General features: G+C 38.5%; 11 protein-coding genes and 1 pseudogene. 9 read left to right on the forward strand and 3 right to left on the reverse strand.

All coding sequences use genetic code 11. From position 1 onward, the window contains the following. Nucleotides 1-15 precede the first annotated feature (15 nt). The 6 genes from P4S71_RS07340 (at nt 16) to P4S71_RS07365 (ending at nt 7,493) form a co-directional block, all read left to right on the forward strand. Entirely contained in the window at nt 16-1,740 is a 1,725-nt protein-coding gene (locus P4S71_RS07340) for an SLC13 family permease (RefSeq protein ID WP_337150376.1), read from the forward strand. Nucleotides 1,741-1,772: 32 nt separating this feature from the next. Further along, a complete protein-coding gene (gene cysC / locus P4S71_RS07345; protein ID WP_337150377.1) occupies nt 1,773-2,366 on the forward strand; it encodes an adenylyl-sulfate kinase in 594 nt (197 codons plus the stop codon). Nucleotides 2,367-2,375: 9 nt separating this feature from the next. Continuing rightward, on the forward strand, nt 2,376-3,146 hold the full coding sequence (cysQ, locus tag P4S71_RS07350; RefSeq protein ID WP_024589584.1) for a 3'(2'),5'-bisphosphate nucleotidase CysQ: 771 nt from the start codon (nt 2,376-2,378) through the stop codon (nt 3,144-3,146). Between the two features lie 899 nt (nt 3,147-4,045). Continuing rightward, entirely contained in the window at nt 4,046-5,596 is a 1,551-nt protein-coding gene (gene istA / locus P4S71_RS07355) for an IS21 family transposase (protein ID WP_337149780.1), read from the forward strand. An 11-nt stretch (nt 5,597-5,607) separates the two neighbouring features. After that, the gene (gene istB, locus P4S71_RS07360; protein WP_337150378.1) at nt 5,608-6,333 is read left to right on the forward strand and encodes an IS21-like element helper ATPase IstB; all 726 of its coding nucleotides are present in this window, start codon (nt 5,608-5,610) and stop codon (nt 6,331-6,333) included. Nucleotides 6,334-6,389: 56 nt separating this feature from the next. Next, nucleotides 6,390-7,493 carry an ISAs1 family transposase gene (locus P4S71_RS07365; protein ID WP_096793603.1) on the forward strand — a complete coding sequence of 368 codons (1,104 nt, stop codon included), beginning with the start codon at nt 6,390-6,392 and terminating at the stop codon, nt 7,491-7,493. Between the two features lie 146 nt (nt 7,494-7,639). Here the strand turns inward: P4S71_RS07365 and P4S71_RS07370 are convergent, their stop codons facing one another. Next, a complete protein-coding gene (locus tag P4S71_RS07370; protein WP_337150379.1) occupies nt 7,640-10,087 on the reverse strand; it encodes a P-loop NTPase fold protein in 2,448 nt (815 codons plus the stop codon). A 331-nt stretch (nt 10,088-10,418) separates the two neighbouring features. On the opposite strand from P4S71_RS07370, the gene P4S71_RS07375 reads away from it, so the two are divergent. The 3 genes and pseudogenes from P4S71_RS07375 to P4S71_RS07385 form a co-directional block, all read left to right on the forward strand. Continuing rightward, nucleotides 10,419-10,742, forward strand: coding sequence for a helix-turn-helix domain-containing protein (locus P4S71_RS07375; protein WP_096793893.1), 324 nt, complete (start codon nt 10,419-10,421; stop codon nt 10,740-10,742). A gap of 9 nt (nt 10,743-10,751) precedes the next feature. Continuing rightward, entirely contained in the window at nt 10,752-11,993 is a 1,242-nt protein-coding gene (locus tag P4S71_RS07380) for a type II toxin-antitoxin system HipA family toxin (protein WP_337119548.1), read from the forward strand. A gap of 219 nt (nt 11,994-12,212) precedes the next feature. After that, a pseudogene (locus tag P4S71_RS07385) lies at nt 12,213-12,679 on the forward strand (HAAAP family serine/threonine permease); the annotation flags it as partial. Nucleotides 12,680-12,805: 126 nt separating this feature from the next. Here P4S71_RS07385 and P4S71_RS07390 read toward each other — a convergent pair. Continuing rightward, entirely contained in the window at nt 12,806-13,603 is a 798-nt protein-coding gene (locus P4S71_RS07390; protein ID WP_033023331.1) for an alpha/beta fold hydrolase, read from the reverse strand. Between the two features lie 159 nt (nt 13,604-13,762). After that, entirely contained in the window at nt 13,763-14,125 is a 363-nt protein-coding gene (locus P4S71_RS07395) for a DUF7674 family protein (RefSeq protein ID WP_096793895.1), read from the reverse strand. Between the last annotated feature and the right edge of the window lie 364 nt (nt 14,126-14,489).

The following is a 14,489-nucleotide window of genomic DNA, read 5'->3' on the forward strand; positions in this document are numbered from 1 at the left end:
TAGGAATTTAAAAGCATGGTAGAACAGCTCGTTTTAACAGGCATTATGCTTACCTTAGTCGGGTGCCTTTTTGGCACCCGTATTAATCCAGCATGGTTATTTGTAAGTGCCATTGGTACTAGTTATTTAACCGGATTAATTGATCTTGAAAGCATGTTAGTTAACTACGCTAACCCGTCGCTTATCACTTTAGTACTGTTGGTGTTAGTGTCGACCGCAATAGAAAAAACCACCCTAATTCAAAAGTTAGCGCAATCGCTATCTAAAGGTAGTTTAGTAAAGTCGGTAACAAAATTGGGGTTATCAACCGCCTTTTTATCGTCGTTTACTAACAATACTGCCGTTGTTGCATCGCTTATTACTGCGATTAAAGACAACCCTAATCACTCGCCTTCAAAGCTATTATTACCGCTGTCGTACACTGCTATTTTGGGCGGCACTATTACGCTTATTGGTACATCAACCAACTTAATCGTCAATGGCTTTGCAGTCGATGCGGGCATGGAACCGCTGGGCTTTTTTGACTTTACCTTAGTGGGTTTAGGCGCGTTAAGCGTAGGCCTAATTACCATTTTAGTAATGCTTAAATACTTACCCGACAACGGTAAAAGCGACCAAGAAGTCGTGCCTTTTTACCTAGAAGGTAAAGTACAAGTAAACTCAAAATTAATAGGCCAAACCGTTGAAGAAAACGGCCTGCGTGATTTAAAAGACTTATTCCTTGCGGAAATCATTCGCGATGGCAGTCGTATTTGCGCAGTCACTCCACAGCAAATTATTCAAAAAGACGACGTGCTGCTGTTTGTAGGTGACATAAAATCGGTGCCATTACTTACCCGTTTCGACGGCCTAAAAGTAGTGCACGAGAATCATCAAAAAGACATAGAACACTTAGTAGAAGTAGTCGTAAGTCAATCTTCAAAATTTATTGGCAAAACCGTAAAAGAAGCCCGCTTTAGAGAGCAGTTTCATGCAGCCGTTATTGCTATTCGCCGTGGGCACGACCGCTTACAAGGCGGCCTTGGGCAAGTGCAACTACAAGCTGGCGACTCACTTATACTCGCACCAGGCAAAAACTTTTACAGCTTGCCTAATTTAAAGCGCGAATTTGTGTATATTTCAGGGTTTGACTTACAAGCCCACCTTGCACCTAAACAATCAAACATTGTGTTACTAAGCTTTGCCGCAGTACTGGGTTTAAGCATTATTGGCATAGTGCCGCTGGTTAAAGGCTTATTAGTATTACTGATTGGCTTAATGCTCAGTGGCACCATAAAACTTAACGAAGTAAAACGCCGTTTTCCTATAGAGTTATTAGTGGTAGTAGGCAGCGCCATTGGCCTTGCTAAATTAATGATAGGCACCGGACTTGCCGGGCAAATATCCGACGCCATGTTTATGGTACTTGGGGATTTTGGCCCGTACGGCGCATTTATTGCCATATTTTTAATGACCGTATTATTTACCGAGCTTATTACTAATAACGCAGCAGCTGCCTTGTCGTTCCCTGTTGCTTACTCGCTCGCGGTTGGTTTTAATGTAGACCCGCTACCGTTTATTATGGCGGTTGCCTTTGGCGCATCAGCCAGCTTTATATCGCCATTTGGGTATCAAACTAATCTAATGGTTTATAGCGCGGGTAACTATCGCTTAAAAGATTACATAGTGATGGGCTTACCCCTTTCTATTATTTATTCAATCACGGTATTAACCCTGATCCCGCTGGTATTTCCGTTTTAATACCTGCGCTCACAGCATAAGAGACTCTCACTATGGATGAAAATATAGTTTGGCATAACTACGCAACGACAAAAGCACAGCGTAGTGAGCAAAAAAAACATAAGCCCGCTATTTTATGGTTTACCGGCTTTTCAGGCTCTGGCAAAAGCACCGTAGCAAACGCACTAGAAGCGGCGCTTAATCAGCAAGGTACGCACACTTACCTGCTCGATGGCGACAACGTACGCCACGGTTTGTGTAAAGATCTAGGCTTTAGCGACGAAGACCGCATTGAAAACATACGCCGCGTGGGCGAAACCGCAAAACTAATGACCGACGCTGGCTTGTTAGTACTTACTGCGTTTATATCGCCTTTTAGAGGTGAACGTGACATGGTGCGTAACTTAGTAGACGAAGGCGAATTTATCGAAGTATTTATCGATACCCCACTGGATGTATGCGAAAGCCGCGATCCAAAAGGCTTATACAAAAAAGCCCGCGCAGGGGAGATAAAACACTTCACTGGTATCGATTCAAGCTACGAAGTGCCAAACAATCCAGAAATAATTTTAGATACAAGTAAAAACACCCTAGACCAATCGGTTACACAACTGATAACGTATCTAAAACAAAAGCACATAATATAGGTTAACCCCATGAATCAAACCGAACTGCTAGAAGAAACCCTCATCCTTGCCCGCAAAGCAGGCCAAGCGATAATGGGAATTTACGAAAAGGATTTTAACGTTGAGTACAAAGCCGATGAAAGCCCCGTAACCGACGCCGATTTAGCAGCTCATAAACTGATTGTGGCAGGGCTTCAACAGCTCACACCTGATATTCCAATACTCAGTGAAGAAAACGCCGACATAAGCTGGGATGTACGCCAAACATGGAAAAGCTACTGGTTAGTTGACCCAATAGACGGCACTAAAGAATTTATTAAAAAGAACGGTGAATTTACCGTAAACATCGCCCTAATTAAAAACGGTATTCCTATTTTAGCCGTAGTGGATGCACCCGCACTCGGCGTATCGTACTTAGCCGCCGAAGCAATTGGCGCATTTAAAGATAAAGGCGATGAGCGAATTGAGCTTAAAGTAACAACTAAACCTAACAAAGGGTTAATTCGTGTTGTAGGCAGCCGCTCGCACCCATCACCCGATTTAGCCGAGTTTGTGAAACGCTTTGATGAGGTTGAAATGGTGTCTAAAGGCAGCTCACTAAAACTGTGTTTAGTCGCTGAGGGCAGCGCTGATATTTACCCCCGCTTAGGCCCAACTTGCGAATGGGATACCGGAGCTGGCCATGCGATTGCCGAAATAGCCGGCGCTAAAGTGACCAAACTTGATGGCAGCCCGCTTATTTATAACACTAAAGATGAGTACTTAAACCCGTATTTTATTGTAAGTGCGATAGAAGAGTAAGGGCCTAGACCTGTTAGCGGTTACTTCAAAAGTAGCTCGGCGTTAAGTTATTTGTAGGTCGGGATTTATCCCGTTATTTTGTCGGGCTAAAGCCAGACCTACAAAAGAGCTGCACCGCAAGTACAAACACTGTATTTCGTGGGGATACATTTAGCTCTGATAACCAATATGACATTCAGCGAAACCCAGAATGCTGAGCCATAAGCTGCATATTCCGCCTCGTAGGAGATAGCTTTAGCCACGAACAAACCTAAACTGTACTTTATTTAAAAAAGATAATTTCACCACAGGTACACTATAGCTTCGCGCTGTAATAAAGTTTTAATATTTGTCTAAACCTAATCTTTTTATGGCTTTATCTATTAAATTAGTATCTTTTTCATTAACTTTTAATTCAGAAAATCTTTCACTGAGATCTCTTTTTTCTTACTCGAAAGAGCTGATATATACTCTCGAAATGTGTCTATTTCATTTCCGTAGTTACAGTTATTTGCTTCATCTATTAAATATCTTATAGACCAAATATTTTTATTACTAATTAAAACGTCTAGTTCATTTTTAATTTGTATACTAGTAAAACTAAGTTTACTAGAAGCTAGCTGCGACCAAGTCAAAAATTTTATGCAAATGAGGAAAGAATTTTTGGATAACTTATGCGCATTTCTATTTAAAAAATTAGCTATGCATATTCTCTCCTGCTTTGATCACCCAATTGCATTAACTTTGATCGCTTATTCTCATTAAGCTTTGATCACTAAAATCACTTGTAAATGATCACTTTTATGCTCTTAATGATTTTGCCGTTCAAAGCTTAATACCACTCGTAACCGAGTTCACGTTTTATCATTTTTGTAGGTGTGTTAAACCGTTATCTGAATCGTTTGATGAGGATAACAACAATGACAACAAGACCTATATCTATGAGTAAATTACATTCCATTTTACGGCTGAAGTACTCAGCACAATTATCCCATCGAGAGATTGCCAGAAGTTTAAATATTTCACCTGGTACTGTGGCTAATTACCTTAAAAAGGCCAATGAGTTAGGCTTAAATCAATGGCCAATACCTGAGGATAAACAGCAAAATACATTTTTCAACACCAAACTCAAGCGCTTCTCAACGCGTAAAAAAAGACACCCAACGCCTGACTGGTTAAATATCAATAAAGACTTAAAACAACATAAACACCTAACATTACAGCTCGTGTTTGATGAGTTACTTGAAAAAATGGGTGAGTCTTATTACAGCTACAGTCACTTCTGCCGAGCTTATAAACAATGGTTAGGTACGCAACGACTCTCAATGCGTCAGCAGCATAAAGGGGGTGAAAAGCTGTTTGTGGATTATTGTGGTCCCACAATTACCATTACTTGTCCGACGACACAGGAAAAACGCACTGCTCAGATATTCGTTGCTGTGCTAGGTGCATCAAATTATACCTATGCTGAAGCAACGTATAGTCAGCAACTTGAAGATTGGGTAATGAGTCATGCGCGTTGCTTTGAATTTTTAGGCGGCGTTCCTGACGTTGTTATTCCCGACAATCTCAGAAGTGCTGTCAGTAAAACCTGTCGCTACGAGCCTGATTTAAATCCGACGTACTACCAGTTAGCCGAGTACTTTAACGTTGCTGTCATTCCGGCTAGACCTTATAAACCCAAAGATAAATCGAAGGCTGAAGTGGGCGTACAAATTGTTGAGCGTTGGATCATGGCACGCTTACGTAACCAAACCTTCCACAGCTTAGCGCAACTCAATCATGAAATAGCAAAGCTACTGGATATGATGAACAATAAGGTGATGAAGCAATATCAACAATCACGTAAACAGCTATTTGATATGGTGGATAAAAACGCATTAAAGCCATTGCCTGAAAAGCCCTATCAATATACACAAATCAAAACAGTGCGTGTGCATATTGATTACCATGTTGAAATAGAAAAACATTACTACAGCGTGCCTTATCTGTGGGTTAAAAAACAATTACGCGCACACATATCCAATCAACTCGTGCAGCTTTATTATGACGGTACTTTAATAGCACAGCATCCACGCTCAAACCGTTTAGGCGGACATACGACACAGACACATCATATGCCAAAGGCGCATCAAAAACAGCATGAGCAGTCACCGATAAATTTACGCTCATGGGCATTGAGTATCGGTGATTATACTCATCAAGTCGTTGAATTATTGCTTAATAGCAAACGTCATCCAGAGCAAGCTTATCGCACTTGTTTAGGGGTGTTAAGTTTAGCTAAAACGTATTCAAAGGAACGCCTCGAGCGAGCATGCTACCGAGCAATTTGCATGAATACGACCACACTCAGATCTATTAAGCAAATGCTGCAAAAAGGGTTAGACCAACAACCATTACCCACACTCCAAACAGAGCCAGAAAAGCCAATTACACATAGCAACATACGTGGCACAGATTACTACCATTAAGGAATGCAAACATGATAGAAACAATTAATCAGCAACTTCAACTGCTCAAGTTATCGGGTATAAAGCAAGCACTCAAGCAGCAGCTTGAACAGCCAAACCTATATCAAGAACAAAGCTTTATAGAGCGCGTCAGTTTATTGCTAACGCATGAAATTGATACGCGTGACCAAAGAAAAATAGAGCGACTAGTGCGACAAGCAAAATTCCGCGTACCGGGTCAGTTAAATCAACTCATTTACTCGCCGAAGCGCAATCTAGATAAAGCACAAATACGTAGCCTCAGCCAAAGCACCTGGCTGAGTTTACATCAGAATATATTAATTACAGGCGCCACAGGCTGTGGCAAAACCTACCTCGCGTGTGCCTTGGGTCACGAGCACTGTTTACAAGGGAAAAGTGTCTTCTATATTCGATTAAAAGAATTACTTGAAAGTCTATTTCTAGCACAGGCCGATGGCAGTTATCGAAAATTATTGGGTAAACTCATTAAATACGACTTACTTATTTTAGACGATTGGGGGCTAGAGCCACTCAGTGCTCAGCAACGAAGTGACTTACTTGAATTAATCGATGCTAGATATGGTTATAAATCACACATCATCATTAGTCAGTTACCACAGGAAAATTGGCACCAAATGATCGGTGAATCAACGCATGCTGATGCTATTTTAGATAGGCTGATTCATGGTGCAATTAAGTTGAATTTAAAAGGAGAATCAGGGCAAGATCATACTTAACTTGATTATTACTTCGAATCTGTGATCAAATCGCCTTTTTCTCAAAGGCGATTAACATGTCATTCATCAACCATTTCAACGACATTCAAGATACTCGTTCACACATCAACAAAAAACATGAATTGCTGGATGTTATATTCCTTACAGTCACTGCGATTATTTCAGGTGCTGAAGGGTGGAAGGATATTAAGCAATTCGGTGACAGTAAACTGACTTGGTTACGTAAGTTTCGTTCATTTGAAAATGGTATTCCTGTCGATGATACGATTGCTCGTATCATTAGCTCACTGGCCCCTGAAGCTTTATTAGCTTGTTTTGTTTCTTGGGTTAATGAGCTTAGAGATGCGAATAATCAAAGCGTCATTGCCTTTGACGGTAAAACACTTCGCCATTCTTATGATGGTGATAAAAAAACAGCTATTCACAGTGTTTCAGCTTATGCAGTTGAACAGGGCCTAGTACTAGCACAATGCAAATCAAAAAGTAAGAAGAATGAAGTATCAACAGTGATGGCACTTATTGAATTACTTGAGCTTAAAGGCAATATCATCACAGCAGACGCGATGCATTGTTTAAAGAAAGTGACGAAAGCCGTCAGCAAGAAAGACGGAGACTATTTGCTGCAAGTGAAGAATAACCAAGGAAAATTGAACAAAGAAATTCAAGCCTACTATCACAAAGTCAGACGAGAGCAGCCATCACTCATCCAGCAAAATAGCCATGAAACAGTAAATGATGGGCATGGTCGAATAGAGCAGCGCACGTACACTCAACTGTTGGTGACAGATTGGCTTGAGCAGCGCCACGGTTGGGTCAATTTCAACTCCATAGTCGAGGTAGTACGACAGCGTTATGTTGGCGATAGTCATACAATGGAAACGAGTTATTACATCAGCTCGCTAGGGATAAACCCAGAGCAAGTAGCCAAGTCTATTCGCCAGCATTGGGGAATAGAAAACTCAGCACACTGGGTATTAGATATGACATTTAAAGAAGACGATTCACGTATTCGTCGAGGTGATGCCCCCGAGAATATGGCGACCTTCAGACGATTTGCGATGAACTTAGCGAAATTAAGCGCGATAAAAGACAGTATGAAAGGTAAGTTGAAACAGGCTGCTTGGTCAGATGAGGTAAGAGAGCAGCTTATTTTAGGATAAATAACGCTCAAGTATGATTTTGCCCTGAAAGGAGAATCGATACGAAAACAGTTAAATGAATTGACTGATGATGATCAGTTAAGTTAATTTAAAAATGGCTCTACAAAATGATAAATCAAGCGATCAAAGCTGATGAGAATCGGTGATCAAAGTAATGAGAATACGCAAGCTATATTAATGTCCTGAAAAAGTTCATTACTATAGCTTGCAGCTTCCCTTCTATCTCCTTCATCTTTAAACTCTACGGAATCTTTTCTATTAAAAATTTGCAGTAATCTTTCCAATTGCCGCTCAAGCAACTTTTCTCCACTTTCTAAATTGACCAACTTGATTAAAACACTTTCCAAATTACCACTATCGATAGTTTGCTTTGTATACTCTTCAAAAAGGCCTTCATTTAAAAAGCCATTTGGATCTTTTCCAATATTATCTAAAACATCAAAAACTATTTGTTCTACTCTATCTTGGTTTTTATCACATGAAAAAAGTATGCGCCCAAAACGTTTAAATGCCTCTTGCCATCGATAATCACTACAAATATTTTTTGCTAATTCTTGAGTTGATAAAGATTTTATAGAATCAATAACAATCTGATCTCTTAGCTCATTTTCAGGGACTGTTTCCAGTAAAATACGATTTAAATAATCAACAGTATCTAGTTTTACACCTAAATGTTGCTCGCCACTATTTTTATCACTTTTTAAACCATTTCCGCTTTTATTAGTTATATCTTCTTTAAGATTTAGTAATTCCTTGAATAAAGCATTGTAAACATGCGTAGCTTCACTATTTGTAAAATCAGCTATCAAGTTTGAGAGGGTTTCATTTATTGTTTTTTGCTTTCCATCTTCTGTTTTAGCTACTGGTAACGGTTTAACATTAACTAAGCTTGTGTACGAGTTTACAAAAGCATTAAATAACGCAGGCTCAGCCTCACGTAATGTAGTGAGTAATAACAAAGAGCCAAAATCGACCTCTCCCAATAACTTTTCTTTAGTCCAACACTTACTTACGCGTCGCATCACTCGCTTCAAAACTCGAATTGAAACTATAAAGTTATTAGAAATAATAGCTGGCTGATAAAAAGTCTGACGAAAGGTAAGAGGGGTTTGGTTGAAATATTGTTCAGAACTACTTATTGAAGAATGTGTTAACAACATATCATTCTCGAATACTTCTTTAGTGCATAGCTTTGCCCACTTACATAAAGTTTTCTTTGAATCTTCGGATACTATCGTTTCGATGTGATCGGCCAGCTTGCTTTGTACTTCAATATACAAGGACTTCTCATTACCCATCGCGACGATAAAGTTAATATTACTTAAGTTTTTATCTTTCAATCTATCCAGCAGCGCGGCTATATCATTCAAACGTTTTTCGTTTTCATCGCCTGTTCCGCGATCTACATCTTGTAGGGTAATGAGTAATTTATGGTTAGTTACTTCAAGAACATCATTAAGTTTTTGAAAACTTCCTTCAATTTCCACAGGGCCTGCGAGTAACGTAGATGCAAACTGAAACACACTACCACCCGACTTTAGTGCTTCAGTGTAATGTTTAGGTAGTGCACGGAAGGCACACATATCAATATATTGGCTTATATCATCAATAATATTGCTGAGTATCACATGCGCAACACTGCCGCTGGCTGCGCCCCAAGTTGATATATCGCTGCGTATCCAAATACTCTCTTTTTCAGAGTTTTTTGCTAAATCATTCACAATACTTTCGACGATACTGCTTTTTCCGCAACCATAAGGCCCACATAAAGCTATGTGCTGCGCTAAATCCTTTTCATACTTACCACCGCCATTTTTTAACCGTTCGGTGATCCGCGTGGCGTAAACCTGTAAATCGGGTTCTAATTCCTCTGTGCTTTTAATAGTTGAATCGTCTTTAAACCAATTTTTAAACTGACCTAATGTTTTAAAATCACTAGGGTTAACACTTGTCGTACGCTCTAAAGTTATTTGATTACGCTTCCATTTAGCTTTAATGCATTCATTTATATATTTGATTATCAAAAATATTGCAGAGAATATGTAAATATCTACTGTTATAAAAAGCGGCCAACTAAAGCCTGCATGACTGATATGCCAATAAATGAAAGCTGTACTAATCACTGCGATAAGAGAAAAGCATACAACTAAATTAAGGCTAATTCTTTCATTGCTTTGTTGATAAGCTGTAATTATGGAAGAGCCTAAAATTAATACGATGAAATACTCAAAACAAGAAGTAGCAGCTATTAACTCTTCTTGGTTTGAAGTGAAATAAAAAATCGACCCTATAATAGTTACCGACAACCATAAGCTTATTGTCACTGGCGGATATCGCCAGCTAAACCTAATACTGCGTTTAGGGTGAGATATATAAAACTTATCAAGCAGCAGCTTGATGCCAATACCCGCTAAAAATGCGCTGCTGTAATGCAAAATCGGATTAGCATTTAAAATAGTGCCCAAACTCGAATATATCTTTTGTACAAAACCGACTTTACTTAAAAATACAGTAATTGTTGCGGCGGTAATTGCGCACAATAAAAGAGAAAGCCAGCGTGTGGCTGTAATGGGGAGAGTTTTAACTTGCGACAATTTAATATCCTTATCAATACGTTACTTTGCCAGTGTATATCAATTGAACATTATTGAATAAGCAAGTTTAATAAATAAAACCGCCTATCTTGGCTTTGCGGCTCGCATGACGCTATGACATGTTGGGTTTCGCTTCGCTCTACCCAACCTACGTTTTTACTTAAAATGAAACTATAAATTCAATAAAACCTATTTTATGAAATTATTATTTCATAAATTGAGCTTTAAGAATCAATTACTGTTTGGGATATTAGTTATTCAAGTATTTGACTAATCACAAAAATGAAACTATATTTTCACTTAACATTAGTAAATGAAAATATAGTTTTATATGAATAAAAGCGATAGCCATTCATTAGTTAAGCGTGGAGCCACTGTATTCCCGCGTAACCTTAAAATACTCCACAACTTGGGTGAAAATATTCTACTCGCGATGAAACGACGCGGGATCACCCAAGAAGTGATGTTCAATAGGACGGGAATTTCTAAGCCAACACTTCGCAAAATAACTAAAGGCGATCCTTCCGTGTCTATTGGGCATTACGTAAATGTTCTTGCCGTTTTAAATCTTCTGGAAGACTTGAGCAAAGTAGCACTTGATGATGAATTAGGTAGAAAGTTGCAAGACATTGAGCTTTTAAATAAAAAACGATAGAGGTTACCAATGGAAATTTTTGTTTACGCCGATTGGCTTATTACTGAAAAACCTTTATTTTTAGGAACACTAAGATCGTCGGTTATTCGCGGTAAAGAGCATTTTAGCTTTAGTTATGACAAAGATTGGCTCGTCTCTAAATTTGCACTTCAAATAGATCCAACATTGCAATTATATGCTGGAGAGCAGCATGCTACTGATGACAAAAATTTCAAAGTGTTTTTAGATTCGTGTCCTGATCGATGGGGCCGCTTATTAATGCAGCGCAGAGAAGCCGTTATTGCGCGTAACGAAGGGCGCAAAGCAAATGCACTATTTGAAACGCATTATTTATTAGGAGTTCATGACTCTTTCAGGATGGGGGCTTTAAGATTTTGCACTGCTCGTGATGGCAATTTCCTTGATGATAATGAAGACTTTTCCACACCAGCCATAACCTCGCTGCCAGAACTTGAAAAAGCAGCTAAAGGTATTGAAAGTAAACCTGACTTTGAAAATCCTGATTATTTAAAATGGCTGAACATGCTCATCTCACCGGGTTCTTCACTTGGTGGCGCAAGACCAAAAGCATCTGTGAAAGATATTGACGGCTCTTTGTGGCTAGCTAAATTTCCTAGTCGTTATGATGAATATGATATTGGCCTATGGGAGTATATAGTTTACAAAATGGCGCTAAATGCTGGAATTAATATGTCTGAATGCAAGGTGCAGACTGTTGGCTCTGATCATCATATTTTTCTTACTAAGCGATTCGATCGGCTAGAAGGTGGACATAGACTGCTATTCACTTCTGCTATGACACAGCTAAAGTACTTTGATGGCAACGACGACGGAGCAAGTTACCTTGAGTTAGCTGAATTTTTAATTGAAAATGGCTCTAATACTCAAGAAGATTTAAAACAGCTTTGGACGCGTATGTTATTTAATATCATGGTTTCAAATAGTGATGATCACTTACGTAACCATGGCTTTATTTTTGATACTACAGGTTGGCGTTTATCTCCCGCTTACGATATTAACCCTACTCAAAACGCTACGGGATTACATCTAAATATTGATGACAAAGACAATGCTTTAGAAATAGATCTAGCGTTTGAGGTTGCACACTACTTTCAACTTAATGTTAAAACTGCTAACGAAGTCTATACGCAGGTTAAAAATGCGGTTCAAGAATGGAATGAACTAGCAAAAAATCTCGGCATTTCGCAAGGCGAGCGAGACCTAATGAAAGACTGCTTTATTATTCAATAAATCAAATTAGAATCATATTTAGGGTTATTATTTTTTAGGGGATTGCCTAACCAACGCTCCTTGTCGCTCACTTTTACACCGCTGCTTCGTATTCATGACACTTACCTTCCAATTGGGTCTAATTAATTAGTCTACAAATCCCCACAAAACATGAAATTTTTAGCTAAAAACTATATTTTTCTGCACAATTGTTATTTTAAATAATGGATGAGCACACACATGACAACACCTCAAGGTGTAACGCTTTCAAATACATCAATAAATAACACACTCTTTTACCTCAAAATAGAACCAGCACGATATACAATGGACGCTAAGTCTATATGGCACGGCCGTTGGTGCGGGTACTTTATTTTTACCTATTAATATTGGCATTGGCGGTTTTTGGCCGTTAATTATTATGGCGTGTTTAGCATTTCCAATGACCTTTGTGCCCACCGAGAGTTAGCGCGTTTTGTACTTTCATCAAAAAATAAAGATGCCGATTTTACCGATGTAGTTGAAGAGCACTTTGATGTAACTGCAGATCGGTTAATTTCCTTGTTGTGATTTTTATCTATATTCCCAATTTTGCTTATTTACGGTGTGGCTTAACCAATACTATTGATAGCTTTATGGTTATTCAAATGGGGATGGATTCGCCTTCTCGCGTATTGCTTTCAGGCCTATTGGTTGCGGGTATTATCCTTCAGGTCTTGTTTTTAGTTTAGGACGAAAGTCAAAAAGAATGACCTGTTCCAGTTTACTAATGATAGCTGTTATAAGTTTTTAGGACTTGCCACTAACAGAAAGCTTTTTAAAAGCAACAACCCTTAACGATTTTGCTGGGCGATAAACGCAAGCGAGTGCTGATTGAATAAGTCAGGACGTTCCACATTACAGACATGGCCACAATGGTGAATAGTTTGCAGTACGCTGTTTTTATGACGCTTAACCATTTCTTTAACAGGGCCAAGGAACATATGATCTTCCTTACCCATAATGTACAGAATGGGAATATCAATGTCTTTTTCTTTGAAATATTGCATTAAAGGATTTACATCCATGGCTAATTTAAACCATTTTATAAACTCTTTTTGACACAAGCGCTTTGCTTCACGAACAAACAAAAGTCGAGATTCTTTATGACGCTTTTTCGGCATCATAATAAAAGCAAATAAGCGATACAGCCACATATAAGGCAGGAAGTGTTTAAAAATATTACCTAAATAAACCAATGTATTACTGCGAGTATTAAAACGAGTAACCGCTCCACCTAGCACCATGCTAGAAACATATTGCGGCGCAATTTCAGCAATATTTCGAATAAGAATTGTGCCCAATGAAATACCAACAAAGTGTGCGCTGGTGATATTGTTATGATCTAACACATCTATAATGTCTTTAGAGACATTATTAAATGAATAATTATTATCAACAAAGTTTTGTAGTAGATTATTCGATTTGCCGTGACCGCGAAGATCAAGCAACAACACATTATATTCTTTTTTATACGCTTTAAGCTGACGAAACCAGATTGCCGAACTACCACCGGCTCCATGGACAAATACAACCCATGTTTTACTGGTTTCGTGTGGAAAAATAGTATGGAAAAGAATTTCTGTACTCATTGCAGTTAGCGGCCTATTTACTTCATTTGGCATATTCAATTGCAAGAAGTATAACGGAGTTTAATAAAAATCTCTCATGAAGTTCAGATCAATAGCTTCTACTTAACAACTTTTCGGAGCAGATTTTGATTTTTAAATAAAAACGACTTACTTCTATTCTCAACGTATTTTAGGCGCTTGTCCGTGAAAATCTAAATACAGTTTTTTAAGTTTGTCAGGAACAAGTGGCCAACCTATTTCAATTCCAATGGGAGTGGCCTTGCAAAATAAGTGCTCAACGTAATAAGTGTCTATGTACTCAAGTTCAGCAGGACTTGCAGAGTCTAATTTTAGACTCATATATGACAAGTGCTTTAGAGCGTTGGTGACTTTATTTTCGTTGAATGCAAAAGTTGTTAAGTTTGCAAACTCTTCCATGCGAAAAGCAAGCGCCCAACTTTCGTGTTTATCCATTAGCGGGATCACATCTGGAAACTTACATTGTATATCCTTAATGAATCTTATTATTTCTTGCTTTTCCATATACTCCCTTACTGCACATAGTTATACAAATGCCATTGTACCAGCTAAAAATAATTTGGTGGGGCACGGACAAAGCCAACTGTTCTTGTCCGCGTTTACGACCTCGTTAACTTAACGTTTTGATAACCATACCCACACCATATAATTTTTAAAATGCCTAAATATTGTTTTTATTTAAGACTTACGCTCAATACGTTAAGTTTTTTTAAGGCCTCAAACTATTTTTTAGTAAGCTTCCAATCGCCCTGCACCACTTCAAAAACCCACTTAAACTATTGCTTAGGTTAACTTTTTAAATAATTACGATATAAAAATATCAGTCTTCAACAACTCTATGAAACAGCTAAACGTATATTAATTTAAT

The sequence above is a fragment of the Pseudoalteromonas sp. B62 genome (genome assembly GCF_037162565.1).
Classification (GTDB): Bacteria; Pseudomonadota; Gammaproteobacteria; order Enterobacterales; family Alteromonadaceae; genus Pseudoalteromonas; species Pseudoalteromonas fuliginea.

Bases quoted from the DNA above. Each gene is read 5' to 3' on its own strand.
- istB (WP_337150378.1), top strand. From the start codon at position 5,608: ATGATAGAAACAATTAATCAGCAACTTCAACTGCTCAAGTTATCGGGT.
- P4S71_RS07375 (WP_096793893.1), top strand. From the start codon at position 10,419: ATGAATAAAAGCGATAGCCATTCATTAGTTAAGCGTGGAGCCACTGTA.
- P4S71_RS07365 (WP_096793603.1), top strand. From the start codon at position 6,390: ATGTCATTCATCAACCATTTCAACGACATTCAAGATACTCGTTCACAC.
- istA (WP_337149780.1), top strand. From the start codon at position 4,046: ATGACAACAAGACCTATATCTATGAGTAAATTACATTCCATTTTACGG.
- P4S71_RS07380 (WP_337119548.1), top strand. From the start codon at position 10,752: ATGGAAATTTTTGTTTACGCCGATTGGCTTATTACTGAAAAACCTTTA.
- P4S71_RS07395 (WP_096793895.1), bottom strand. From the start codon at position 14,125: ATGGAAAAGCAAGAAATAATAAGATTCATTAAGGATATACAATGTAAG.
- P4S71_RS07340 (WP_337150376.1), top strand. From the start codon at position 16: ATGGTAGAACAGCTCGTTTTAACAGGCATTATGCTTACCTTAGTCGGG.
- cysC (WP_337150377.1), top strand. From the start codon at position 1,773: ATGGATGAAAATATAGTTTGGCATAACTACGCAACGACAAAAGCACAG.
- cysQ (WP_024589584.1), top strand. From the start codon at position 2,376: ATGAATCAAACCGAACTGCTAGAAGAAACCCTCATCCTTGCCCGCAAA.
- P4S71_RS07390 (WP_033023331.1), bottom strand. From the start codon at position 13,603: ATGAGTACAGAAATTCTTTTCCATACTATTTTTCCACACGAAACCAGT.